The organism is Paenibacillus fonticola DSM 21315 (genome assembly GCF_000381905.1).
Lineage (GTDB): Bacteria > Bacillota > Bacilli > Paenibacillales > Paenibacillaceae > Fontibacillus > Fontibacillus fonticola.
On record NZ_KB907267.1, the window covers coordinates 47,838 to 71,119 of the forward strand.

24 protein-coding genes are annotated in these 23,282 nt (G+C 41.6%); 20 read left to right on the forward strand and 4 right to left on the reverse strand.

What is annotated here, in order from left to right; translation table 11 throughout:
- Positions 1-458 precede the first annotated feature (458 nt).
- The 5 genes from G358_RS0120930 (at position 459) to G358_RS34605 (ending at position 3,975) form a co-directional block, all read left to right on the forward strand.
- A complete protein-coding gene (locus tag G358_RS0120930; protein WP_019639214.1) occupies positions 459-746 on the forward strand; it encodes a nucleotidyltransferase family protein in 288 nt (95 codons plus the stop codon).
- Between the two features lie 702 nt (positions 747-1,448).
- Entirely contained in the window at positions 1,449-2,735 is a 1,287-nt protein-coding gene (locus G358_RS0120940; protein ID WP_019639216.1) for an ABC transporter substrate-binding protein, read from the forward strand.
- Positions 2,736-2,786: 51 nt separating this feature from the next.
- Positions 2,787-3,143: an NIPSNAP family protein gene (locus G358_RS0120945; protein ID WP_019639217.1), complete on the forward strand. Its 357-nt coding sequence runs from the start codon at positions 2,787-2,789 to the stop codon at positions 3,141-3,143.
- Positions 3,144-3,158: 15 nt separating this feature from the next.
- Positions 3,159-3,383 (forward strand): hypothetical protein, encoded by a 225-nt coding sequence (locus G358_RS0120950; protein WP_019639218.1) that lies wholly within the window; start codon positions 3,159-3,161, stop codon positions 3,381-3,383.
- 334 nt (positions 3,384-3,717) lie between these two features.
- A complete protein-coding gene (locus G358_RS34605; protein WP_084662859.1) occupies positions 3,718-3,975 on the forward strand; it encodes a zinc-ribbon domain-containing protein in 258 nt (85 codons plus the stop codon).
- 29 nt (positions 3,976-4,004) lie between these two features.
- Here the strand turns inward: G358_RS34605 and G358_RS0120960 are convergent, their stop codons facing one another.
- Positions 4,005-5,603, reverse strand: coding sequence for a GMC family oxidoreductase (locus tag G358_RS0120960; protein WP_019639220.1), 1,599 nt, complete (start codon positions 5,601-5,603; stop codon positions 4,005-4,007).
- 135 nt (positions 5,604-5,738) lie between these two features.
- Here G358_RS0120960 and G358_RS0120965 point away from each other — a divergent pair, with 135 nt between their 5' ends.
- From G358_RS0120965 to G358_RS0121005, 9 genes are all read left to right on the forward strand, one after another.
- Positions 5,739-6,299 carry an NUDIX hydrolase gene (locus G358_RS0120965; RefSeq protein WP_019639221.1) on the forward strand — a complete coding sequence of 187 codons (561 nt, stop codon included), beginning with the start codon at positions 5,739-5,741 and terminating at the stop codon, positions 6,297-6,299.
- The gene (locus tag G358_RS0120970; RefSeq protein WP_019639222.1) at positions 6,292-7,167 is read left to right on the forward strand and encodes a stalk domain-containing protein; all 876 of its coding nucleotides are present in this window, start codon (positions 6,292-6,294) and stop codon (positions 7,165-7,167) included. The genes G358_RS0120965 and G358_RS0120970 overlap by 8 nt, the downstream gene beginning before the upstream one ends.
- Positions 7,168-7,171: 4 nt before the next feature.
- Positions 7,172-7,420 (forward strand): hypothetical protein, encoded by a 249-nt coding sequence (locus tag G358_RS0120975; protein ID WP_019639223.1) that lies wholly within the window; start codon positions 7,172-7,174, stop codon positions 7,418-7,420.
- A gap of 153 nt (positions 7,421-7,573) precedes the next feature.
- Positions 7,574-8,314: a LytR/AlgR family response regulator transcription factor gene (locus G358_RS0120980; protein ID WP_019639224.1), complete on the forward strand. Its 741-nt coding sequence runs from the start codon at positions 7,574-7,576 to the stop codon at positions 8,312-8,314.
- A 1-nt stretch (position 8,315) separates the two neighbouring features.
- On the forward strand, positions 8,316-9,611 hold the full coding sequence (locus G358_RS0120985; RefSeq protein WP_019639225.1) for an ATP-binding protein: 1,296 nt from the start codon (positions 8,316-8,318) through the stop codon (positions 9,609-9,611).
- A 122-nt stretch (positions 9,612-9,733) separates the two neighbouring features.
- Entirely contained in the window at positions 9,734-11,785 is a 2,052-nt protein-coding gene (locus tag G358_RS0120990) for a serine hydrolase domain-containing protein (protein ID WP_026342392.1), read from the forward strand.
- Positions 11,786-12,123: 338 nt separating this feature from the next.
- Complete coding sequence (locus tag G358_RS31860) at positions 12,124-15,495, forward strand: S-layer homology domain-containing protein (protein ID WP_019639227.1); 3,372 nt, start codon at positions 12,124-12,126, stop codon at positions 15,493-15,495.
- 174 nt (positions 15,496-15,669) lie between these two features.
- Positions 15,670-16,488, forward strand: a complete 819-nt coding sequence (locus G358_RS0121000; RefSeq protein ID WP_019639228.1) for an alpha/beta hydrolase — start codon at positions 15,670-15,672, stop codon at positions 16,486-16,488.
- Between the two features lie 136 nt (positions 16,489-16,624).
- Complete coding sequence (locus G358_RS0121005) at positions 16,625-17,122, forward strand: GNAT family N-acetyltransferase (RefSeq protein ID WP_026342393.1); 498 nt, start codon at positions 16,625-16,627, stop codon at positions 17,120-17,122.
- Positions 17,123-17,299: 177 nt separating this feature from the next.
- Here G358_RS0121005 and G358_RS0121010 read toward each other — a convergent pair whose 3' ends face one another.
- Both G358_RS0121010 and G358_RS0121015 read right to left on the reverse strand, forming a co-directional pair.
- Positions 17,300-17,734: a MarR family winged helix-turn-helix transcriptional regulator gene (locus G358_RS0121010; RefSeq protein ID WP_019639230.1), complete on the reverse strand. Its 435-nt coding sequence runs from the start codon at positions 17,732-17,734 to the stop codon at positions 17,300-17,302.
- A gap of 5 nt (positions 17,735-17,739) precedes the next feature.
- Complete coding sequence (locus G358_RS0121015) at positions 17,740-18,696, reverse strand: quinone oxidoreductase family protein (RefSeq protein WP_019639231.1); 957 nt, start codon at positions 18,694-18,696, stop codon at positions 17,740-17,742.
- A 208-nt stretch (positions 18,697-18,904) separates the two neighbouring features.
- Between G358_RS0121015 and G358_RS0121020 the strand changes: the two genes are divergently transcribed.
- The 6 genes from G358_RS0121020 (at position 18,905) to G358_RS30625 (ending at position 22,442) form a co-directional block, all read left to right on the forward strand.
- Complete coding sequence (locus tag G358_RS0121020) at positions 18,905-19,387, forward strand: DUF2975 domain-containing protein (RefSeq protein ID WP_019639232.1); 483 nt, start codon at positions 18,905-18,907, stop codon at positions 19,385-19,387.
- A gap of 10 nt (positions 19,388-19,397) precedes the next feature.
- Positions 19,398-19,619, forward strand: a complete 222-nt coding sequence (locus G358_RS0121025; protein WP_019639233.1) for a helix-turn-helix domain-containing protein — start codon at positions 19,398-19,400, stop codon at positions 19,617-19,619.
- A gap of 299 nt (positions 19,620-19,918) precedes the next feature.
- The gene (locus tag G358_RS0121030) at positions 19,919-20,947 is read left to right on the forward strand and encodes a serine hydrolase domain-containing protein (protein WP_019639234.1); all 1,029 of its coding nucleotides are present in this window, start codon (positions 19,919-19,921) and stop codon (positions 20,945-20,947) included.
- Positions 20,948-21,039: 92 nt separating this feature from the next.
- Positions 21,040-21,309 carry a hypothetical protein gene (locus tag G358_RS0121035; protein ID WP_019639235.1) on the forward strand — a complete coding sequence of 90 codons (270 nt, stop codon included), beginning with the start codon at positions 21,040-21,042 and terminating at the stop codon, positions 21,307-21,309.
- 13 nt (positions 21,310-21,322) lie between these two features.
- Complete coding sequence (locus G358_RS0121040) at positions 21,323-21,832, forward strand: hypothetical protein (RefSeq protein WP_019639236.1); 510 nt, start codon at positions 21,323-21,325, stop codon at positions 21,830-21,832.
- A 61-nt stretch (positions 21,833-21,893) separates the two neighbouring features.
- Entirely contained in the window at positions 21,894-22,442 is a 549-nt protein-coding gene (locus G358_RS30625) for a GNAT family N-acetyltransferase (protein ID WP_019639237.1), read from the forward strand.
- Between the two features lie 94 nt (positions 22,443-22,536).
- On the opposite strand, the gene G358_RS0121050 is transcribed toward G358_RS30625, so the two are convergent.
- Positions 22,537-23,271 carry a GTP cyclohydrolase II gene (locus G358_RS0121050; RefSeq protein WP_019639238.1) on the reverse strand — a complete coding sequence of 245 codons (735 nt, stop codon included), beginning with the start codon at positions 23,269-23,271 and terminating at the stop codon, positions 22,537-22,539.
- Between the last annotated feature and the right edge of the window lie 11 nt (positions 23,272-23,282).

The following is a 23,282-nucleotide window of genomic DNA, read 5'->3' on the forward strand; positions in this document are numbered from 1 at the left end:
TATCCGGTAAGTTAGAGGCAGCGATGATGACCATGGAAGCAGACGTCTCAAGGTTTCCGGCACTCTCGGGTCTTTGAGTTGTGGCAGTAAGTTTGTGCATAAATTGGATTACATTTAGAAACTGATTTTAGATGACTTTTGATAGCACCATATTCACGCTTCGGGCCTTAGGGTCTTCGGTCCAGCAGACGAGGCTTCGGGGATGAAGGAGCAATTGGAACACATCGATCTACCTAAGCAAGGAGTTATCTAAGGGAAATCGATGTCGTGAATACAAGAAATGCAAAGAAGCATATTCAGACAACACACGACCCGGCCTAAGAGAAGAGCGATCAAAGGCTGGGTCGCGTTGTAGATGCGGAAGCGTTAAGTGAAATTTCCCTGTAAAGACATTAAAGTCATTAATAACTCTTTTAGGTTATAATGAAAGCATAATAATGATTAGGGAGGGAAATTCAATGAAGCGAGAAGAGATTGAAAATAAATTAAGAACTGAAAAACAATATTTGAAGGAACATTTTTATGTTGAGAAGATTGGGTTATTTGGTTCATTTGCTCGCAATGAGCAAACAGAAAACAGTGATATTGATTTATTAGTTGAATTTTCTCGACCTGTAGGATTTGAATTTTTGGATTTAAAGGACTATTTAGAGTCTGTACTTGGCAGAGAAGTTGATCTTGTAACCCCTAAAGCCATTAAACCATATATGAAAGATGAAATTCTTAGTGAGGTACAATATCAGTGAACGGCGTAATCACGCTGCGAGACCTGTTAGATGTATAATCAAGGAAGAAGCTCAGACAACACACGACCCAGCCTAAGATACGAGCTATCTAAGGCTGGGTCGTGTCGTGATACGAGAACGTTTTAGGAAATCAGAGCATTAGCGCACTTAATCATCCAATAGAATCAATTTTAGAAGAGGTGGACAAGTATGTTGAATGAACAAATAAGAAGTTGAATTAAGAACAGTAAAACTCTTCAGTTTTATTAAAGAAGATATTTGAGCCAGAAGGAATTATTTTTTGCCAAAATGGTGGAATTTTCAATGATTTGAAACATTATCACATGCATGTTTATTCCAAAATTTACTGGAGATGGATTCGGTTGGTCTGGACCAACAGGGGAATTCAAAACAGAAAGAACATTATAAAATCTAGAAAACACATGTAGAAAGCCTAAACTTTAAATCTGGAGGGGCACTAACTCAAATAAGTGGATTTAATATTAGAGATTTAAAGGATCATGGATATCACCCCATGAAATATTTGATTGAGGATTACGAGAATGGAATGATTAATTTCTATTGTGCTGACATTGAGTTTGTAGGTCTTAAGGAAAGCGAGAACATAACAATTTAACATACATAAAAGAAATATTGAATGTTGGTTTAAGTGACATATGTTCACATTCAAAAGAATATAGTGAGAGGGACTTGTCTAATATAATGAGAAAAATGACTATTGTATTTATTGTATTAATAATTCTAACAGCTTGCAATTCCACAAATGAACCGCAGGGTGGGAAGATTAAAGTTTTATACTGGAATCAAGAAATGTTTAACGCGGATTACGGAAATATGTTCTATTCGAAATATCCTGATATTGAGGTTGAAGTGGTTTCACTTGATAACCTGGTCAATCGATCTGAAGGCTCCATAGATGAACTCATTAAACAAATAGACCAGGCGAATATAGATGTCGTATTTACGAGGTCATATGAAGAATACCTTACCTTTTCTAACCGAGAGGTGCTTGAAAGTCTCGATGAGTGGATACAAAAAGATCATTTTGATATTGATAATTTTAATCCCCACATTACTTCATTGTTACGAGAAAATGCATCAAATCGTTTAAATGGTTTAGCCCCCATGTTTTCTAGTATCGCGTTATTTTACAATAAGGATATGTTTGACCAATTCAGTATTGAATATCCCGAGGATCAATTAAGTTGGAAAGATGTTTTTGGGTTAGCGACCAGATTTGTAGATGATAAGGATGATACCTATGGTTTTTCATTCGAGGGTTCCTTATACGAATTAGTAAGTATGATAGGTAGAACCAATGGGCTAAATATAGTTACAGTCAACAACAATAATATTTGGATAATGAATGATTCCGAAGAATGGGAAAACATATTAGCAACTGTACAAGAAGTGCATCAATCTGGTGCGATTCACATAACTGAACCAGTATTTACTGCTACTCTTGATGTGAAGGGCAAGGAAGAGCTTTTTATTAACGGGAAGTCAGCAATGACCATATCCACGACAAGCCTTATTGAGCAATATGAGAAATCTGATAAATCGTTTACTTTAGGTATAGTGACAGTGCCTGTTGATCCGGCTTTTCGAGATAGTTCGTATACAATAAGGCCGAATCAAGTATTTGGAATTTACTCTAGATCCCCAAATAAAGAATTGGCATGGAAATTTATTTCGTTTGTCAATAGCGATGAAGTAGCAAAAGTAAAATCTAAATCTGTTACCGGATTATACACAAGAACAACATACTCTGAAGAGTTATTTGGTCACTCACTTGAACCGTTTTATAAGTTAAATCATGACATTCGCATTCGTTATCCAATTGATTTACCACGTGACTTTAACAGGGCGCTAAACGAGCTAGTTACTAAGGAAGCAACTCAGTTTCTTTCAGGGAGCCAAAATAGCCATGAGACCGTTATTAAAGTAAAACAAGAAGGCGAAGTTTTATATAAAAATATGAAGGAATAAAATGAGGCAGGAAAAAGGACTTGAACATAAAAAAGAAAGGGCGTGTGACAAATGCTTTATAGAAGAAAAACTTATATCATTGAGCCAGCATTTATTGATGAGTTTAATCAGTTATTTAATGAGATATTATTACCCTCCCAGTTGAAATATGGAGCCAGATTAATTGGACGATGGATGCTTGAAAAAGACGAGAACAATACAGAAGTATTTGCCATGTGGGAGTATGACAGTTATGAAGATTATGAAAGAATAGAAAGTCAGATAAAATCAGATACAGAACATGTATTGAAGGTACAAAATCGTTTCGATCAAATTGGTAGAGATAGGTTAAAGAAGGTACTCAAAGCAGACATCAAACAGGAGTTTTTTAAATCCACTGTACCTAGAGAAAAAACAATATTAAGATAGGTCAGATTACAGTTGATGAGTGTCCCAAATGATGAATTGGAACATATTTTGGATCATTTGAATGATAAGAATAAAATTGTGGCTAAGAGCTTTTTATCGTGGTTACTTGAGAAACAGTTGGATGAAGAAGATGATTATTTAACAGCCAGTGATTTAAAAGCCATTGAAAAGGGACAATTAGAGTTCCAGAGCGGACAAACTAAATCATTAGGGGATTTGAAACGTGAGCTCGAGATATAGGGTTAGAATTAATAGTATTTGTTATACGTGTAGGTCCAAGAGGTGATGTATATAAATAACAACAAACCTCGGCAAAGAGTCTGTAAAGAAATAAACTATACTATGTTAAGTATAACGAGAAATGGAGGGAATTAATATCCGCATTGGCAAAAAAACGAAGAAAAGAACTTGTACTGACGACCCGACCTAAGAGCAATCTAAAGGTCGGGTTGCTTTTGTAAATTCTACCACAGCTAGTACAATAAACCTGTCTAATTTGGTATGATTTTACTAGATACATATTGATGTCCAAAGTTGGATATTCTCTTATTAATTAATATACATAAAGGAAGGAATGGACGGATTGGATTACAAATTTTGTTCTTCATGTGGGAGACGACTAAATGCTTCGGCTCGATTCTGTGAGCATTGTGGTATGAATCTTGTGCCACAGGCGGCAGAGCAGGTACCATCACAAGCCCCACCGCCACCACCACGAGTACCCGCATCAGGGCCACCACCAGTGCCGCGAATGCCTTCATCGGTGCCATCCTACATGTCACCGCCGCCACCATATGGTACTCACAGCGTTATTGAGGAAGCGTTATTCTAGTACCTTCGTGACGTCGGTCTGGCCAATAATTATTCTTCGTCCCGTTCTGCAATTCTAGAGCGATTGCGCAGTTGATTAGCAATCGTATATCCGATAAGGAACGCAGCGGCAGAAGTATTGCCGTCGACCGTAAATGGAATGAGGGAGGCGTCGGCGACGATTAAATCCTTTACCCCGTGTACATTTCCTAGACGATCAACGACTCCGCCCTTGTTCCTTGGGGCCATCCGAAGGAAGCTCTGCTGGTGATGATTATGATCGAAGTTTTCCTTAATAAACTGTTCTAGCTGCAAATCATCATCTATAACATCCAAACTCGGTGTTACGAGACGGATGGAAGGATCTATGCTTGCCAGTTCGGCCGCAATTTTTTTGATATATATTTTATAAATATTTTTAACTGCTTCCATGTCTCTTGGATCTGACAGAAACCCTTCATCAGCCAACACAATGTTGAGCGGATCATTATTTTGAATGGTAATCGATCCCCGGCTCTTGGGCCGCAAATATAGAATCGCGATGGTTAACATGCCATCCGAACCGATTCCAATCAGTTGTACGGCTCTACGGTCAGGTTTTGTTCCAGTGGGGTCAGGCAAAAAGGCTCCTCCTGTGTATAGCGCATCCGGATCATTGGAAGGCAGTGCAGCATCATCGGGGTTCGTTGTAAACACAGCAGTGTTTAATGTGTGATTTTTTAATCTTTGGCCTACGTTCGGATTATGAACAATGACAGGTATTCCCGCTGCTTTTAGCGTTTTGGCGGGGCCTATCCCCGAGAGCATTAACAATTGGGGACTATTTATTCCTGCTGAAATGATCACTTTTTTTCTCGAAAATACTTTAATGAACTTCCCTTCTTTTAATAACTCTACGCCTATAGCCCGTTTGCGGTCAAAAAGCACGCGAAGGGCTGTTGTCTTATAGTAAACGGTTAGTTTACGTCCATTCTTGCCTCGGCCAGAGGATGTAACGATATCGGAGGACAAAAAAGCGGTTGACGAGCTTTCCCGGTCTCCATTTGGCATTTGATACAATTGCCAGCGGGTGAATGGACCGAGTGGAGTATCAGTATCATTGTAGTCAAGAATGCTAGGAAATCCGGTGGCTTGCTCAATGGCGAGGACGAGCTTATCCGCCAGGGGCGTTGGTTCCGAAGGCGCTTGCCTGATGTCTATTCTTCCTTGAAACCCGCGCGCCTCCACGTTATCGGTTTCACCATTATAATTTTCTAGTCGTTTAAAGCGACGAATGGCTTTATCCGGGGACCAAATGGGACCGAGTAACTGTTCCCACTCTCTAAGCACCGCTGTGGTTGGACGCACATACTGCTCCCCGTTAATGGAAGATCCGCCGCCGGAGAGGCGGCCGGTTGTCCATTCAAAAGATCGATCATCTATGTTCTCTTGAGGGACGCCTTCTCCTTGCCAGAAGTAATTGGGGAAAAAGCTCTCCTCCAGTTCCAGAGCAAAGCTTGAATCCATAATGGGTTTGTCTTTATCATGATTTTCGCCCGCTTCGATGACGAGTACAGAAGTTTTCTTATCATCTGTAAGCGTTTTGGCGATGACTGCGCCTGCTGGTCCTGTACCTATAACGATATAATCAAAAGATGATTTCCCTTTCATCGGAGCACTCCTTTATAAAATAGACTAATGTAGAGTATTACGTTGTACCATGCTGTGTGCTAGTCTAATTCGGAAAGGCAATAAATGACCCTGCCTCGGGCAGTAGAATCTTAACTGAAAGGTGCCTGCATTGATATGAATGATATCGCTGATTATTTGGATAACGTACCTACCTTGAAGAAGCCAATCCATTGGAGACAAGTATCCAGCCAGTTTAAGCTAGGCAAGGTTTTCGATGAAGCATTGGTGAGTAATATTAGCATGATCCCTTTTATTGGCTCAGAGTGTGTGGTCATGCAATTGGATGACGGCAGATGGGAACTGCCAGGTGGAACGATGGAACCCGGGGAGAGCTATTTAAAGTGTTTAAGAAGGGAAATGCTTGAGGAGTTAGGCGCGGAGATAAGTGATTTTGAAGTGTTTGGTTATTTTTATTGTTTTTCCAGTGCAGAGGAGCCGTATCGGCCCCATATCCCTCATCCTAATTTTATTAGACTGATTTGCTTGGGAGAAGTGAGGATCGTTTCAGGGCCATTGAATCCGACGGATGGTGAGAAGGTTGTAGCCGTGGAAGCCGTAAGTATAGACGAGGCAGTCAAAAGATTTGAGGCGATCGGTCGATTTGACATTGCTGATCTGTATAGGCTTGCGTATCAAATAAAAGAATCGAGGAGCGATAATAAATCACATGATTAAACGAGTATTTATTGTACTGTTAGTTCTATTTGTTTTTATTCCTTTACAGAGCAATATAGACGCTCAAACCAATGCAGCAGTCCCTTCATATAAAATTGTTATCGATAATAAAGAACTCAAGCTCTCAACGCCCCCTTTTCAACATAATGGAACAACGATGGTGCCATTCCGTCCTGTCTTTAACCAGCTTGGATTAGATGTAGAGTGGGATCCTGTGCATCATCAAGTGGTGGGAAAGAATTCAGAAGTGACAATTACACTAACCATCGGCTCGGTTTATGCCAAAGTGAATGATGCTGCCGAAGTTATGCCGCTAGCGCCAGTACTTCGCAATGGAACAACTTATATTCCCCTTCGGTTTGTCGGAACGGCGAGTGGAGCGGATGTAGAGTTTTATGGTGAGAGCTTAAATGTAGTCTGGATTATTTCTGCAAAACAGGATCAACTGCTTAGTGCTGTGATACGCAAAAATGTAGCGGAGGTTAAAAGGTTATTAGAATCAGGCGCTGATCCCACCATTATGGTTGGACCTGAGGGCTCGGCCATATATCACTTTATTGATGACTCCCTTGATATCGTGAAGTTGTTTCTTGAAAACGGGATGGATATAAATTATTACGCGGAAGACTACTCTTATAGCAGAACTCTGCTCCAAATTGCGGCTGCTGATGGCCAGGTGGAAATCGTGAAGTTCCTATTAGATGCTGGTGCAGATCCCTTAATAATAACGGGTACCAATTGGACGGCACTAGAGGTTGCGGAATATTGGAGAGGTCGGGTTGAAGCGGGGTATCAGAATATGGATCCTTCAAGAACGCCGTCTGTGGAGTCATACGATGAGATCATTGAACTTCTACGGAAGCGGTGAATAAATGAATAATTCATTTACAGGAAAAGATTTAGATTTATTTTATAAAATGGGGTGCTATTTAATGAAAGAGAGATATTATTTTATATATGCATTAGTTTTATTAGTTTTCTTTAGCTTATTTATACATCCTACTTTATATAAATATACTGAGATCGAAATAAACGATCAAACACTTCCTGTGAAAATTAATCGGTTAACTAATAATGCCAAGGTACTGACATCTGGTGGCTGGCTTGATATTACGAAATAAAATTAAACAACGTTAGCGAGTAGCCCACGAAAGGCATTTAAGGGATTTCAATTTGCGTTTTAGCCATAATTTATTAGGAAACCATCAAACTATTGTATAATGGCTTACACATGAATCGATTTCACAATCACCCTGGGAATGAGGTGTAGGTTATTGTATAGAGTGGCTTTGTGCGACGATGAGGAAAAACAACGGGAGCTGGTTAAGAATATTCTGATTGCACTCTCGATAAAGTCTAATATAGAATTTGAAATTGAATGCTTTGATTCGGGAGAGCAGCTCGTATCTCATTATGAGAACAATGAAAAGCCCTTTCATATTTTAATATTGGATGTTGAAATGAGTGGTATTAACGGAATACAAACAGCCCATATCATTAGAAATTTAAAAAATCTCGATGAACAAATTATATTTCTAACAAGCTACCCGGAATATATGGTAGAAAGCTTCGACGTAATGACCTTCCAGTATTTGATCAAGCCAATTGCCCCCCACATTTTGGAGGAGAAAGTTATAAAGCTGTGCCAATACTTCCAAGCCCTTGATAAGAAGTGGATGATCATTAAGTCAGAGTATGAGGAAGTGGTTTTAAGATATGATGACATCATTGCTATTGAAGCTGCCAAGAGCTTAACGATAAAAAGTAAATTAAACTTTATCACAACGGGTCAAACTTATGAAAGCAGAGGCATTATATCCGATTATGCTTTAGCATTAAAGGATTTTAATTTTTTGCAAATCCATCGTTCCATTATTATCAATTTGATTCATGTGAAGAAATTCGCGAGCGGGGTTGTGCTGATGTCCAACGATGCAAAGTTGCCCATAGGCCGTACTAAAGTGAAAGAGGTTAAAGATTTCTATACCAAATTTATGATTATGAAGGATCATTAATATGATTCAATATAATCTGCTTATTGTCGGCTGTGTCGCACTTGTCATGTGTTTTCAAGGCACTTTGTTTTTTAATTCTGTGCTTGATAAATCAACGAGAAAAGCGAATAGAGTTATTTACTTCATCCTATTCGTGGTTCTTGATTACATATACTTGACAGTTCATATGACTACGGTTGTATCCTCAATCCTGGCGCTGGTGATGGTGTTTAGTTTAGCGCAAGCTTATCGAGTGGAGTTAAAAACTAAAATTACTTTTACGATACTTTATGTTGTTATAATGACGATCGTTAATTTGATCTCCCTATATATATTTTATGTCATAGACTCCGTTGACTTAAGCACCGTTGATCCTACCTATATACAAGCTCATTCCTTTATTAAAGTGATATTATTGAGTTGCATTATCATGTTTGCTGTCATTCAAATTATACGACTCATAGCCAAACGCAGGAGCTTCCCTATACATTATCGTTACTACATTATATTTATGATCGTTCCCGCAATAAGTATTTACCAGCTTAATGTTCTAACGACTTACAGTGAAAAAAATATTTATTATTTTATTTCGATCATCGGATTTCTTGTCCTAAATGTGGGGATCATCTATATTTTTGATCATATCATTGATAAATTTCAATTCATGCATGAGAATGCTCAATTGCAGCAGCAAATGGATTATCAAGATGCGAACTACGAGAAAACGGTGCACAGCTTCAAATCGATGAAGAGAATCATTCATGATACGCACCAGCAATTTCTGTATATTGAAGAGTGTATTAACCGAAATGAATTAGCAGCGGCAAGGGAGCATATTAAGGCTACATTGAATAAAGTCGAAGGAGCCTATCACAGGGTCAATACGGGGAATCTAGTGATAGATGCTCTCGTCACGAATACGCTTAATATTGGCCAGGCCAATGGAATAAAAATAAATACAAAGTTAAGCCTGTATTCGCAGGAATTAAATATGGATAGGTATGACTTATGTGTCGTGTTAGGCAACATGTTGGATAATGCCGTAGAGGCATCTAAGAAGGTTAAGATTGCTGAGGATAGATATATCCTTATTAAAATACATTCCGACGAGTCGGCTCTATTCATTCATATCCTTAATCATATGGAGAATGAAGCAGCCCATTTGCATAGCCAAAAGGAAAACCCGGATATCCATGGCATTGGTTTGACAAATATATCCAGAATCTGTGACAAGTATGGTGGAAATATGACCATTGAAGCGAAACATAAAGTTTTTCATAATATGGTTTTCATCCCATTTGAGAAGAACAATCCTTAAACTACATGTTGTTTAGGGATTGTTTTTTTCGTTTCAGGGTGTTTTTCTGTATGAACTCCTTTGCCGTAGTACGATTCATTCAGTAATACAATCTGATCATGGAAGAGGGGAGCTAAGGGATGATGAAAAAAATAATTACCGTATGCCTTGCCGCTATGCTTTTTGTAATACCAAGTCCCCATACGTTGGCACAAAATAATAAAGTTTCACTGAAGGAAAAGGCTCACAGCCTAGCTTCTGAGCTCGTGGCCAGTTATGGTGTAAGTGGGTTGCAGTATGCCATCATGGATCATGGATCCATTGTTTTATCCGATAGTGCTGGTGTATATGATAAAGCTACCAATTCACCAGTAACCAAAGATACGATGTTCGGTATAGGCTCGATAAGCAAGATTTATGTAACTGCAGCAACGATGATGCTCGTGGATTCGGGGCAAGTTGATATTGATCAGCCGCTTACCGTCTATATCAAGGATTTTAAAATGGCAGATGAAAGATATAAAGAAATTACGCCACGTATGTTGATGAATCATTCTTCAGGACTTTACGGTAGTCACTATGGAAATAGTATGCTGTTTGATGACAATGATACACAAAATCATGATGAATTATTGAGAAGATTGCAGTCTGAAAATTTGAAATCAGACCCAGGTGAATATTCCGTCTATTGTAATGATGGTTTTCAACTGCTTGAAATATTGATTGAACGAGTGAGCGGCGTAAGCTATAGTGAATTCCTTGAAAAATACATTAGCACCCCATTGAATTTAAGCTCTACCAAAACTCCGCTCGATGATTTTGATCGGCAAAAACTCGCAAAAACTTATTTTCCTACGATGGATCATGCTTTGCCCGTTGAGAATGCGAATATTTTTGGGGCAGGAGGCCTATACTCCACTGCGGAAGAATTAACTAAGTTTGCAGATGTATTAATAGGTAACCGAACAGATATTTTATCTGAACAATCCGTAAAGTCCATGCAAAATCATGAGTATAAAAAAGGATTGTGGGTTGCTGAAGAGGCGAACATCTTTAACTACGGTTTAGGGTGGGACGCCGTTCGTTTGACACCGTTTAATGAATATGGAATTACGGCATTAAACAAAGGTGGGGATACCGTTTCATATCACTCTGACTTAACTACAATACCGGAATATAATATCTCAATAGCTGTGCTTTCATCCGGTGGAGCTTCAATTTACAACAGCGCTTTTACAAATAATATCTTATTGGAGTACTTAAAAGATAAAGGGATTATTAAAGACATCCTGCCGAATAAAACATTTGAAGCCCCTGTTAAAGTGGAAATGCCATCTGATTTACTCGCACACTCTGGGCTATACGGTATGGTAGGTGAAACTATCCATGTCGAAATTAAGAACGGCGAAATCGACTTGCCTGCATTCATAGGAGGGCTTGTTCCACCGCAACAATATGTGTATACGGGCGATGGGCAATTCAAAAGTAAAGATGGTAGTGCAGTCATAAGTTTTGAGCAGCAAAAGAATGGAGTTACCTACATTAAGCTCAGCACATACTTGAATTTTCCAGGAGTAGGCCAGTTGCTTATGGTGACCTATGAATATCAAAAGCTGGACCCTAACCCGCTCCAGGAGGCCACGAGAAAGGCCTGGGAAAATAGGAACGGAAAAAAATACTACGCTCTGGATGAAAAGATCACTTCTATGTTCTATCTGTCACAAGAGATATTAACAAAGAATATATCCGTTGATTTGGAATATGGATACGCCACAGGCACGAAAATTATGGATGAGAACAAAGCAGTCAATGTGGTCAAGATTCCTATTATGAATGGAAGAGATGCATTTGATTTAAATTTCTATAAAGAGGGACACGCGGAATATTTAGTGATCGAAGGATTCTCCTATATTAGCGAGGATGCTGTAAAACCCATCTATGGAGGGAAATCGTCCACTTGCACCATACCATCTAATGGCCGTGCCGTATGGTTTAAGATCGATGAACAATCAGCCAATAAGACAATGACCGTGGATATTCCAGAAGGAGGAGGCTTTGCCGTTTATGATGCAAAGGGTATCCCCGTCAATTTCTCTATTGCCAGCATGAGCAATTCAGTCGTACTGCCAGAAGGTGGGCTAATCGTTTTTGGCGGAAATGCAGGGGAAGTATTTAAAATCAATTTATCGCTGTAAAGTTAGTCTATAGTGGAAAAGGTGACGAAAAACGTCTAAAACAACCCGACCTAAGATTAAGAACGATCTTAGGTCGGGTTTTTTTTGTAAGTACGGTCAAAAGGGGGAGTGGGATACAAGATCGATCCCGATCAAATTTATATTTTCTATCTCCGATCAGCGGAGCTGCTTAGGTTCTATCTTCAATCGCCTAAATGCTCACCCCCATAAATGCCTCCACCCCCCATCTCAACCCCTTAGCTCCAGTCGACAGGCAGGGTTGATCACGAAATCGCAGGAAATGTGTATAATCGCCTGGAAGGTGCTATTAAAAAATAAAAGAGGAGGATCTGTATGAGATGAATTTGAGGGATAACAAGGTCTGGATTTTGACGTTGGCGATCTGGCTCGGCTTTACGGGACTGCTCCCTGCCACGATCATAAAGGCCGCCGAATTGCCGTTCGCTCAAGGAACGGGTTATGGGCCAGGAGCTTATGATTACGAGGCGGCGCAGCCGACAGCTTTTAATTGGGCGAGGCAGTCCAGGTTTGTGGGAAGCCCGGATCACGATGTGAAGTGGTCGTTTGCAGCAGAGGGAGAAGTATATTCAACCCCTGCCATCGGGGCAGACGGTACGCTGTATGTCGGGTCGTATGATGGAAAGCTGTATGCGCTGAATTCGAAAACGGGCAAGCTAAAATGGGCCTTTGAGACAGCTTGGGCCATCGCCTCATCGCCTGCAATCGGAGCAGACGGCACGATCTATATCGGTTCTGGGGATGGAAAGCTGTATGCACTGGATCCGAATGCGCCAAATGATGACGAACGTGAGAAGTGGTCGTTTGCCACAGGGAATCGGATATATTCTTCTCCTGCGATTGGACAGGACGGCACCATTTATATTAGTTCATATGATGGGAAATTGTACGCGTTAGATCCTGATGCTGACGATGATAAACGGGAGTTGTGGTCTTATGAAATTGGTGGCCAATTAGATTCTTCACCTGCGGTCGGAGCAGATGGCACGATCTATGTTGGCTCCGGGGATGGAATCTTCTATGCGTTGGACCCCGGTGCGGAGGATGACACCCAGAGGTTGAAGTGGTCGTTTGAACCAGAGACGGCAGAGGATTGTTTGTGGATGATGGATGGACCGTGTTCGTTCTACTCATCGCCCGCGATCGGAGCAAACGGCGACGTGATCTATGTCGGTTCGGATGATGGATACGTGTATGCATTGGATCCAAATGCCGATGATGATGAAGATCGGTTGAAGTGGTCCTATGAAACATGGGGATCGATATCCTCATCGCCTGCGATTGGGAAAGACGGTACGGTTTATGTGGGTTCATCGGATGGATTGTTATATGCGCTGGATCCTGATGCTGTGGATGATAACAACCGGGAAAAATGGTCGTTCGATACATCGGTGAAGAATTGGAATATGATCGTCTCATCACCTGTAGTGGGAGCAGACGGCACGGTCTATATTGCTTCGATAGGCTGGTATGGGGATGGAACGTTATTTGCGCTGGATTCGCATGCTCAGGGTGAGAACGAACGGGTGAAATGGTCTTTTGCCACAACCCGAGAAATACGTTCATCCCCTGTGATCGGCCCGGATGGCACGGTTTATATCGGTTCTGATGATGATAAGCTCTATGCCCTTGGAACGCGGCTGCCGATTGCTGCTCCAGATGGGGTTGCCGCCGATGCCGGCGAGAATGAAGTAAAGCTGACATGGGAAGCAGTTGACGGGGCTGTCGGCTATAGGCTCTATTACTACCAGGGAACAGCCGCTCCTGTTCAGTCCGATCAATGGGAGCTTGTCAACGAGGACGAGCTTATTACCGGAACCGATTATTCTGTGAAAAACCTGACAGCGGGTCAGTTGTACTGGTTTACAGTACAGGCAATTGACAAGGATGGAACGGAAAGCGACCGGTCGGAGCAGGCCTCTGGAACACCTTACGCGAACATAGCGGAAGTAATAGCCCTCGCGCCAGTTCAGGTTGCCAAAGGTACACAGCTTGCGGAATTGTATTGGCCTGCTGAGGTGCAGGTTCGGCTGACTGATGGTTCTGAGGCCGATGTGCCTGTCAGCTGGGATTTGGTGAACACAGACTATGACCCAGGACAGGTTGGAGCTTATCCCATCATAGGAGAGCTGCGGCTCCCAAGGCACATTCGTAATCCAAATAACTTGAATGCGGAGCTGACGGTGAGCGTGATGCCGGGCAACGATGCGAAGCTGCGCAATCTGCAAATCAACGGGGAGCCGCTGCAAGGTTTCAAATCTGAAATTTATACCTATAACCTGCGTTTTCCTTATCCGACAGAGCAGATTACGGTGACGGCCGCAACATACGAACTGGAAGCGGCTGTTGAGATCGTCGGAGGAAATCTACAGTGGTTGCAGGTGGGAGGCAACCTGATTGAAATTATCGTCACTGCGGAAAATGGAGACACACAACGATACACGCTCTCTGTAATCAGAGAACCGGATGCGGCAGCCCCCGTCTGGCCGCCAGGCAGCGAGCTGATCGTCTCGGACATTACACAGACAAGCGTGAAACTAACGTGGCCTGCGGCACAGGATCATTTCGAAGTTGTCGGATATCGTCTGTACCTGAATGACGGGATACAGGCGGATCAAGTAAGCAGCAAATATAAATACTCGGTAACGGAAAGCGTCTATACGTATACGATGACAGGTCTTGCCCCAGATACGAGCTATCGCTTTACCGTCAAAGCTTATGATGCTGCGGGGAATGATAGTGAGCCTGGATTAAGCAAGACAGCCGTAACACTTCGGCATTCCTCCTCCGGCGACGGAGATTCGTATAGGGGTTCGGGAGGAGGCAGCTCGTATTTATCCCGGAACGCCAACTTGAAGTCGCTGGAAGTATGGGTGGACGATAAGCGCCTCTCCTTAACACCGGCATTTAGAGCAGATATATTGTCTTATACAATTAAGACGGAAGCGAAGCAAATCGAGTTGAAAATCTCCGCCGAGTACTCTAAGACTAAAGTGACATGGCAGGATCAAACGTTAGGTGATGGTATTAAAATTGACTTGCAGGAAGGGGAGAACGTCATTCCGCTGCAAGTCAAGGCAGAGGACGGGACCCTCAAGACGTATACACTTACTATTGAGCGAAAATCACCCCAATCCGCTGAACCTGAAACGTCGCCAATATCGTTTAACGACATCGCCGGACACTGGGCGGAAAGCTATATCCAACGTGCAGCGTCGAAAGGCATCGTTAGCGGTTATCCAGACGGCTCGTTCGAACCAAACCGCCCGCTTACCCGCGTCGAGTTTGCAGTTATGCTGGCAGGTGCCTTGAAATTGGAAGGCGAAGCAGCTGCACTGGCATTCACCGATCATGATCAAATCGGCGAATGGGCGAATCAAGGCGTTGCGCAGGTGCTGCAGGCAGGCATCATCAAAGGTTATGAAGATGGCAGCTTCCGTCCGAACACTCACATCACCCGTGCGGAAATGGCGGCGATGATCACACGAGCACTCCAACTGCAGCCTGACACAGATGTGTCAACAAGCTTTGCTGATGACGGTGCGATTCCTCAGTGGGCGAAAGGCGCGGTAGAAGCAATCCGTGAACTTGGCCTCGTGGCCGGCCGCGGCGAGAACCATTTTGTACCGAACGACACGGCGACCCGTGTGGAAGCGACGGTGATCGTGCTCAAAATGCTGGAGCTGCAATAAAATGTATATGGATAATTCCTCCTTTATTGGGTGTTGTCCCCGCTCGATTATTAGATGTATAATCATGGAAGAAGCTTAATCATCAAATGACCTAGCCTAAGATAAAAGTTATCTAGGCTAGGTCATTTTCGTACTTTCCCTTTTGTAATCGTGACGAGGAAGAGTAGGGGAGATATGAATAATGATAACGATCACCTAAAAGGAATGATGCTGCGAATGGAAGAGGTACTTGTTCTTACATATAAAAAATCAGAAGTCTATAACAATCTTAGACTATATGTGCGGAAGCCAAAGCTGCCCAAAAGCGATGCTTCCTGTATCATTTTTTTTCACGGAGCAGGGTTCAGTAATAATAAAGTAAATGCTGGTCAATTTCAGCACCATGCTGCTCATTTTTCATCCTTGGGCATATTGACCATTCGTGCGGAATATCGTCCTTTAGAACTTGAAGGGTTGTTTTCCCCTATAGAAAGTTTGAAGAACGCCAAATCGGCAATTCGATGGGTTAGGGAGAATTCGGAACTTCTAGGTATTGACCGAAACAAGGTCATAGCTGCGGGTGCTTCAGCCGGGGGATATCTATGTCTGTGCACTGCCATGATTTCCGGGTTTAACGATCCAGCCGACAATTTATTTACGGATCCCGCGCCCAATGCGATGATTGTATTCAATGGCGGAGTGAACTCTGAAGCGCTAATTGATCTTTTTCCAAATGAGAAAGAACAGTTGATCCAGGCTTCACCAATTGAAGTGGTGAGAGAAGGATTACCTCCTAGCTTATTTTTTCATGGAGCGGAGGATAGGAACATTCCCTATGAAGATATAAAGAGCTTTAATAATAAGATGAAATCGAAGGGGAATTTCTCGCGGCTGATAAAATTTGAGGGGTTAGGACATGGCTTTTTTAACTATGGGAACTATGATAATGAACCCTATCAAAAAACATTGCTGGATACAGAAGAATTTCTAAGAGAAGTTAACTTTTGGAGATGACTGCTGAACTGCCTTAATTAATAAAAACCTGATCGTAATGTAGAGAGGGATCACATGAAAAAATTTAGATTTAATCATAGATAGGGAATAAATGCAAAAATTTCTTTAATGTGATTAGGAGGGGACCTATATTTTAATCCTTAGAGAAATTGTTCTTGAAGATAGTATTTCATTTCTGGAATTAAATAAACAACTGGATTGGGAAAGTACTTACTTGCTGTTTGAACCGAACGAAAGGATGACAACAGCCGAACAGCAGGAAAATATGGTTTCCCATTTCATTCGTTCTGAAAATTCTACTATAATTTTGGCTGAAGTAGATGACCAATTAGTCGGGCATATCACCGTCGTAGGAGGCAATACGAATCGTATAAAGCATCGGGCGCACATTGTAGTTGGTATTTTGGAGAGATTTAGCGGGCAAGGGATTGGCCGCAAGCTGTTTGAGCAAGTGGAACGTTGGAGAGAAACAACATGTGTTACGAGACTGGAACTGACTGTAATGGCTAATAATGAACGTGCTATTGGTCTTTATAAGAAGGTGGGGTTCCAGGTCGAAGGAATTAAGGAGCACTCCATCAAAATAAATAATGAATATATAGATGAATCCTACATGGCAAAGGTCTACAAATGAGGGATTATCCTTAATGAAGAGATTTATTCTTTCAGCATGAATATAGCGCCAGCTTTCAGTTCACGCTCTGGTAGCGGGTTCGAAAGTATGGCGCTTTTTTTTGTTTAGTGATTTTAATATAGATTATTTATTGTTTAAGCCCCACAGGCTCGACTTAGGGTTAGGGTCAACATACCATTAGTCGAATTTGCTCAATGAATCAAACAAGCGCTTTAAATTATTTAATAAGTGAGTTTTTTCCTCTGGTGTCCAATCGGCCAATGCTTCTCGCATGATGCGTTGACGGGTGAGGTTAATAACGGAGTTGACCTCCTTTCCATAATTCGTCAATTCAGATACACGAATGCGAGAGTCTTCATTGGATGGATAAGTACGAACCAACCCGGCTGTCTCCAACTTATCAATTTGGCGGCTTACACTGGAGTAGTTTTTCCCTAGCATTGCAGCCAAATCGCCAACACTAGTCGATTCGAGATGCCCGATGCCAACGAAAACACGAAACGCAGCAGCCTCCAAATTAACGCCGGCATTAGCAATCATTTTCTTATCACGATCAGGCCGATTGATAATAGAAACCAAATCAATTACCGCTTTAAATATTTTATCTTCCATGCATATTATTTTACCATTACAACGGGCCGAGGTGTCAATGGAGCTTGCCAAGCAGCTTCGATATCTTCTAACGCAAACTTCATCGTGGCAATTTTTAACTTCCCCTTGGAGGCCAGTTCAAGAACGTTTTTAGCAGATGACAACATATCAGACATTGAAACACTTCTGCCACCGCTGCCTAGAAGTTCGATTGTGGATGCGCGAAGTATGGATGAGGGGATAGCGATGGATTCTTGCCCGGACGAAGTTCCAATACTTACAAAGCGAGTTGTCCGACCTGCACTACTGTGAGGGATCGCTGACATGATAGCGAGGGCGCTATCGCCCCAAAGGTAATCCAATATAACATCAACACCTCCGGCAATAACTGGCTTTAAAGCGTCCTCAAACACTTTCTTTCCGTTGTGGGCTGTCATATCAAAGGCAATGATTTCATCCGCTCCAAGGGCTTGCAATTTTGACTCGTTGCGTCCAGTCGCAATGATCTTCTTTGCTCCTAAATACTTGGCGATCTGAACGGCCAAGCTGCCGGATGCTCCAGTGGCGCCATTTATCAACACAGTTTGGCCGGATTCAAAGTGAGCCCGATATACCAATGCAGCCCATGATGACATGGCTGGGTTGGCGATTGCGGCGGCTGTTGCATTATCGATATTTTCCGGTAAAGGGATTATCATATTTTTGTTCGCAATAGTTTGTTCAGCTAAGCTGCCATATGGCGCAGTGGGAAGTGCAAAGTAAACGCGAGATCCATCCTCCAAAGTGCCAACACCGTCTATACCGGCTATGATCGGGAAATTAATGTCTGATGAGTAGTGCATGCCCATCGAACGGAACTTACTGAGTTTACTCAATGCTACTGCCGAAACGTTAATGATAACATCTCCGTCCGATGCAGCTGGTGGATCAAATTGGCCAAATACGGGGGTGGCCCCCATTTCCTTTACGATTGCTGCTTTCATAGTAAGTAACCTCTCCTCCATAAAAATAATGTGTGCATATTGCACATAATACAGTATAGCATGGATATGTGCAAAATGCACATAATTTACGGGGTTATAGTTAGTGTGCATATAACAATAAAAAGATCACCCAAAATAATAAAAAATTATTGTAAAACGATAAATAATGTGTTAAATTCAAAAAGAATAATTAAGTGAGGTGCTTTTTATGGAACGAGGATCAACACTCTTTTTAAAAATTGCTGTTATACTTATTGGAATCCCAGTTCTTGCTTTGTTCATATTTTTGGTGCCGGAGATAGCGAATTTTGCAGCAGAATTGTATCCGGATATTGCTTATATGAAATATTTCGTTTTCGTGGATTTGTATGCAACGGCGATACCTTTTTACTTTGCTCTGTATCAAGCTTTTAAACTTCTAAGCTATATTGACAAAAACAAAGCATTCTCGAAATTATCCGTTAAGGCTTTAATGAACATAAAGTACTGTGCAATCACAATTAGCAGCTTGTTTGTGCTAGGCATGCCGCTCTTCTATATCATGGCGGAGATAGACGACGCCCCAGGGATCATACTCATCGGATTGGTGTTGATTTTTGCTTCATTGGTGATTGCCGTTTTTGCTGCTGTTCTCCAAAGACTTTTACAAGAAGCTATTCATATAAAATCAGAAAATGATTTAACGGTCTGAGGTGGATAACATGGCAATTATAATCAATATTGATGTGATGCTGGCGAAAAGGAAAATGAGCGTAACAGAACTTTCAGAGAGGGTTGGAATCACAATGGCTAATCTTTCTATATTGAAAAATGGAAAGGCAAAAGCAATCAGGTTTTCCACTTTAGAGGCGATTTGCAAAGCATTAGAATGCCAGCCTGGAGACATTTTAGAATACAAAAGTGACGGAGACACTCAAGAATAACATTGTATTTCACGCAGCGGGCTATCGCCTTTTGGTTTCAGGATGTATAATCGTGGAAGAAGCTCAGACAACCAACGCTCCAGCCTAAGATTAGAGCTATCTAAGGCTGGGGCGTTTTGTGTTTAAGAAGGGCATAGTTTAAGGAGGTTTTATACAGAGAGGAATTGAATGACCCGACCTAAGATAGGAGCTAGCTAAGTTACGGCGCGTCATAGATGCGGGCACGTTACCTAAAAGCAGTGCGAATTAAAGGGTCAACTCATCTGCTATTATATAAGCAAAGAAAGGAAGTGCAGTAAATGAAAGTCTTTCCAGCAATTGAAAATACAATACGAGAGCATAATGAATCACAGCCTTTTTCCGGAGCGGTTTTAGTCCAAAAAGAAGGGAATACTTTTGCACAAGGGTATGGATATGCAAATCGTTCCGAACGAATACAAAATAGTTCTTATACAAGGTTTGGAATAGCATCTGGCTGTAAAATTTTCACTTCTATTGCTATATGTCAGTTGGTCCAAGAAGGCGTATTGTCTTTTGATTCCTATTTAAAAGACTGTTTAGATATTTCATTTCCTAATTTTGATGCCGGAATTACAATACATCATTTATTAACCCATACTTCGGGAATACCAGATTATTTTGATGAGGAGTTCATGCATGATTTTGAGCAACTTTGGGAGGACCTGCCCATGTACTCCATTCAATCACCAAAAGATTTCCTGCCTTTGTTTCAGAATAATCCAATGAAGTTTTCTCCTGGGGAAAGATTCTCATACAATAATGCAGGTTTCATTGTCCTAGGATTAGTAGTGGAGCAGAAAACAGGATTGGAATTTACAGAATACGTTGAGAAAAATATATTTCAACGCTGCAGAATGCGGGATTCAGGTTATTTTAGAATGGATCAACTACCTGAGCGAACAGCTGTCGGGTATATAGACAATGAGGATAACACTTGGAAGAGTAATATATATTCAGTTCCAATCAAAGGCGGACCTGACGGAGGAGCATTTACGACAGTGCATGATTTGGGCCGGTTTTGGGAGGCTTTGTTGAATCATCAATTGTTGTCCCCAGAATATACTAAAATATTGTTGACTCCACATGCACAGGTTTACGATCAGACATACTATGGGTACGGTGTTTGGATGTTGATGCAAAGTGATACCATTTTTAAATACTATGTAGTGGGCAGTGACCCGGGGGTCCTTATGGAATCATCCGTATATCCCGAAAACAATATACATGCACATATTATCGGTAATATGAATCATGGTGCTAGTACCATCGCGCGTAAAATTGATGAAATAATTCATAAGGAAGCATGAAAAGTATAGATGCCGCCTAAGATAAGCGCTATCTATGGTGGGCGTCTTTCGTCAAACTTAAATAGAGACTATATAAGGAGTGGGAGCTGTAAATGTTTGAAATTGAAGTTAATGATACTTTTAAAATAACCGGAAGAGGATTTGTTGTTGTAGGGGAAATCATAAAAAATGAAACCACATTAAAAAACGGAGATATTCTAATTAATAGAGAAGATAACGAACAAAAGATATATGTAAATGCAGTTGAAATGACAAGTTACGGAGCAAGATTAAGAAAGGATTTAAGAAGCATGGGATTTTTAACGGAAATTTCCGAAGAAGCAGCAAAATCATTGATCGGAAAAAGACTCTATAAGGAATAGGAACGAATTGAAAATGAAATTTAAAAATCAACATCGAATGCTGGTAAGCTTTGGTGCGTACTTTTTAGTCGTATGTCCAAATTGTAGCGGGAAAGCCAAGGTCATTTCATTAGGAGCACCATCTCCATACATAACCGGTATAACCAGAAGGTTTTTTTGTTCGGAATGCGGATCGCATAAAGAATTTGTTCCTAGGAAAAATTGCTATAACGAAGCCGTAATTCGTTACAGTAAAAATTGGGAAGAGGGCTATATAAATATTGGCGGTCCATTTGATTGGTTTTTTGGTTATTCGCTATATTTGCAAATCCCCTGCTGTGGTCAAACTTTATGGGCTTACAACCTTGAGCATTTAGAGTATGTGGAAAGTTATGTTGCAGCGGAATTAAGAGAAGATCATCCCTATTATTTGAGCGTGGAAAGCAGACTGCCGGCCTGGATGAAATCTGCCAAAAATCGTCATGATGTTCTTAAAGCTATTGGGAAATTAAAAATAAAAGAATCTGGACTAATAAAGTCATAAACTGTGAGGGAATGTAGAAATATTTTGGCGTTCAAAATTGTAGAGGAAAGGTGTGGAAAATATGGAGGCTGCTATTTTTTTGAGATCAGAAAGGCTGACATACAGACAAACCACCGTTAGTGATTTAGAGCAGATTGTAGCGGTAGAGAACGATGCGGAGAACATTGCCTATATTATTCCTTGGTCAAAAGAACAACATGCAGCAGTGTTAAGCGATTCCGATAAGAAACATATTGTCATAGAGGATGAACATATGAGCTGGGTTGGGTATGTCATCTTGGCAGGCTTGGATAGTCCGCATCATAGTGTTGAACTGGTCCGGATTGTGATATCAAAGAAAAATAAAGGTTATGGAAGAGAAGCAATCAAGGCGATGTTGAAATATATCATTGAAGACCTCCAGGCTCATCGCATCTGGCTGGATGTAAAGGAATATAACGAGAGAGCGAAACAGCTTTATTTATCCCTTGGATTTAAACAGGAGGGAATATTAAGAGAATGCATTAAGAACGGTGATAAGTACGAGTCTCTGATCGTGATGTCGTTGTTGCAGCAGGAGGTTACACATGCACTTGGAAATAAGAAGACCAGTGCTGGAAGATCGCACTAGTGTATCTTACACGCTCAGTGCAAAATAAGCAGCACGCCCTTTACGAGGCGTGCTGCTTGTTTATAGTTATGGTTGCAGCAGGAATAATCTATCCCTATTCCTCCAAATGTCCTGAGCGCTGCACCTTGGTCTGTAAATAGAACTCGTTGAATGCTGACTCGCCACCCCAAATCGGTTCTCTTCCAGATAAGGTTAGGCCAGCTTTTTGCAGGGCTTCGAGCTTCTTCGGATTATTCGTCATGAGCGTCACTGGCTTGGTGCGAAGAGTCCGCAGCACGCTTAGCGCATCGGTGTAGTTTCTGGAATCGTCGACGAATCCGAGACTCAAGTTAGCTTCAACCGTGTCGTATCCGTTCTCTTGCAGCACGTAGGCCATTGCTTTGCTGAACAATCCAATGCCGCGCCCTTCATGGTTGGCCAAGTAGAATAGTGCACCTGTACCGTGCTCCACGATATTTTTCATCGATTTTTTCAGCTGGTAGCCGCAATCGCATTTTTGACTGCCGAAGATATCGCCTGTGTGGCAGATCGAATGCATGCGAATCAGCGCTTCGTCAGCGTTTTTGAAGTCGCCGTACACGAGCACGCTCGATTGCTGATATTCGGCTAAGCTTGCGGATGACAGCTGGTCGATAATTTCTTGAAAGTTATCTGTAACTTGGCAACGGCTTAGCCAGCAGTACCATTGGAAAATGACCGTTTCCCCGTCCAGGTCGACGGGCAGCTTGATCGGTCCAACGAGGTAAATGCCGCCTTCCTCGGTTTGGATTAATTGAATTTTATCTTTTAAAATATCCAATGCTTTAGGTTCTAGCTTCGTATCCGACATCGAATCATTCC

Bases quoted from the DNA above. Each gene is read 5' to 3' on its own strand.
- G358_RS0120950 (WP_019639218.1), top strand. From the start codon at position 3,159: ATGAGTGTCCCAAATGATGAATTGGAACATATTTTGGATCATTTGAAT.
- G358_RS0121050 (WP_019639238.1), bottom strand. From the start codon at position 23,271: ATGTCGGATACGAAGCTAGAACCTAAAGCATTGGATATTTTAAAAGAT.
- G358_RS0121010 (WP_019639230.1), bottom strand. From the start codon at position 17,734: ATGGAAGATAAAATATTTAAAGCGGTAATTGATTTGGTTTCTATTATC.
- G358_RS34605 (WP_084662859.1), top strand. From the start codon at position 3,718: ATGGACGGATTGGATTACAAATTTTGTTCTTCATGTGGGAGACGACTA.
- G358_RS0121000 (WP_019639228.1), top strand. From the start codon at position 15,670: ATGAATAATGATAACGATCACCTAAAAGGAATGATGCTGCGAATGGAA.
- G358_RS31860 (WP_019639227.1), top strand. From the start codon at position 12,124: ATGAATTTGAGGGATAACAAGGTCTGGATTTTGACGTTGGCGATCTGG.
- G358_RS0120960 (WP_019639220.1), bottom strand. From the start codon at position 5,603: ATGAAAGGGAAATCATCTTTTGATTATATCGTTATAGGTACAGGACCA.
- G358_RS0120970 (WP_019639222.1), top strand. From the start codon at position 6,292: ATGATTAAACGAGTATTTATTGTACTGTTAGTTCTATTTGTTTTTATT.
- G358_RS0121020 (WP_019639232.1), top strand. From the start codon at position 18,905: ATGGAACGAGGATCAACACTCTTTTTAAAAATTGCTGTTATACTTATT.
- G358_RS0120990 (WP_026342392.1), top strand. From the start codon at position 9,734: ATGAAAAAAATAATTACCGTATGCCTTGCCGCTATGCTTTTTGTAATA.
- G358_RS0120945 (WP_019639217.1), top strand. From the start codon at position 2,787: ATGCTTTATAGAAGAAAAACTTATATCATTGAGCCAGCATTTATTGAT.
- G358_RS0120940 (WP_019639216.1), top strand. From the start codon at position 1,449: ATGAGAAAAATGACTATTGTATTTATTGTATTAATAATTCTAACAGCT.
- G358_RS0120985 (WP_019639225.1), top strand. From the start codon at position 8,316: ATGATTCAATATAATCTGCTTATTGTCGGCTGTGTCGCACTTGTCATG.
- G358_RS0120965 (WP_019639221.1), top strand. From the start codon at position 5,739: ATGAATGATATCGCTGATTATTTGGATAACGTACCTACCTTGAAGAAG.
- G358_RS0121030 (WP_019639234.1), top strand. From the start codon at position 19,919: ATGAAAGTCTTTCCAGCAATTGAAAATACAATACGAGAGCATAATGAA.
- G358_RS0121015 (WP_019639231.1), bottom strand. From the start codon at position 18,696: ATGAAAGCAGCAATCGTAAAGGAAATGGGGGCCACCCCCGTATTTGGC.
- G358_RS0120975 (WP_019639223.1), top strand. From the start codon at position 7,172: ATGAATAATTCATTTACAGGAAAAGATTTAGATTTATTTTATAAAATG.
- G358_RS0121035 (WP_019639235.1), top strand. From the start codon at position 21,040: ATGTTTGAAATTGAAGTTAATGATACTTTTAAAATAACCGGAAGAGGA.
- G358_RS0121040 (WP_019639236.1), top strand. From the start codon at position 21,323: ATGAAATTTAAAAATCAACATCGAATGCTGGTAAGCTTTGGTGCGTAC.
- G358_RS30625 (WP_019639237.1), top strand. From the start codon at position 21,894: ATGGAGGCTGCTATTTTTTTGAGATCAGAAAGGCTGACATACAGACAA.
- G358_RS0121025 (WP_019639233.1), top strand. From the start codon at position 19,398: ATGGCAATTATAATCAATATTGATGTGATGCTGGCGAAAAGGAAAATG.
- G358_RS0120930 (WP_019639214.1), top strand. From the start codon at position 459: ATGAAGCGAGAAGAGATTGAAAATAAATTAAGAACTGAAAAACAATAT.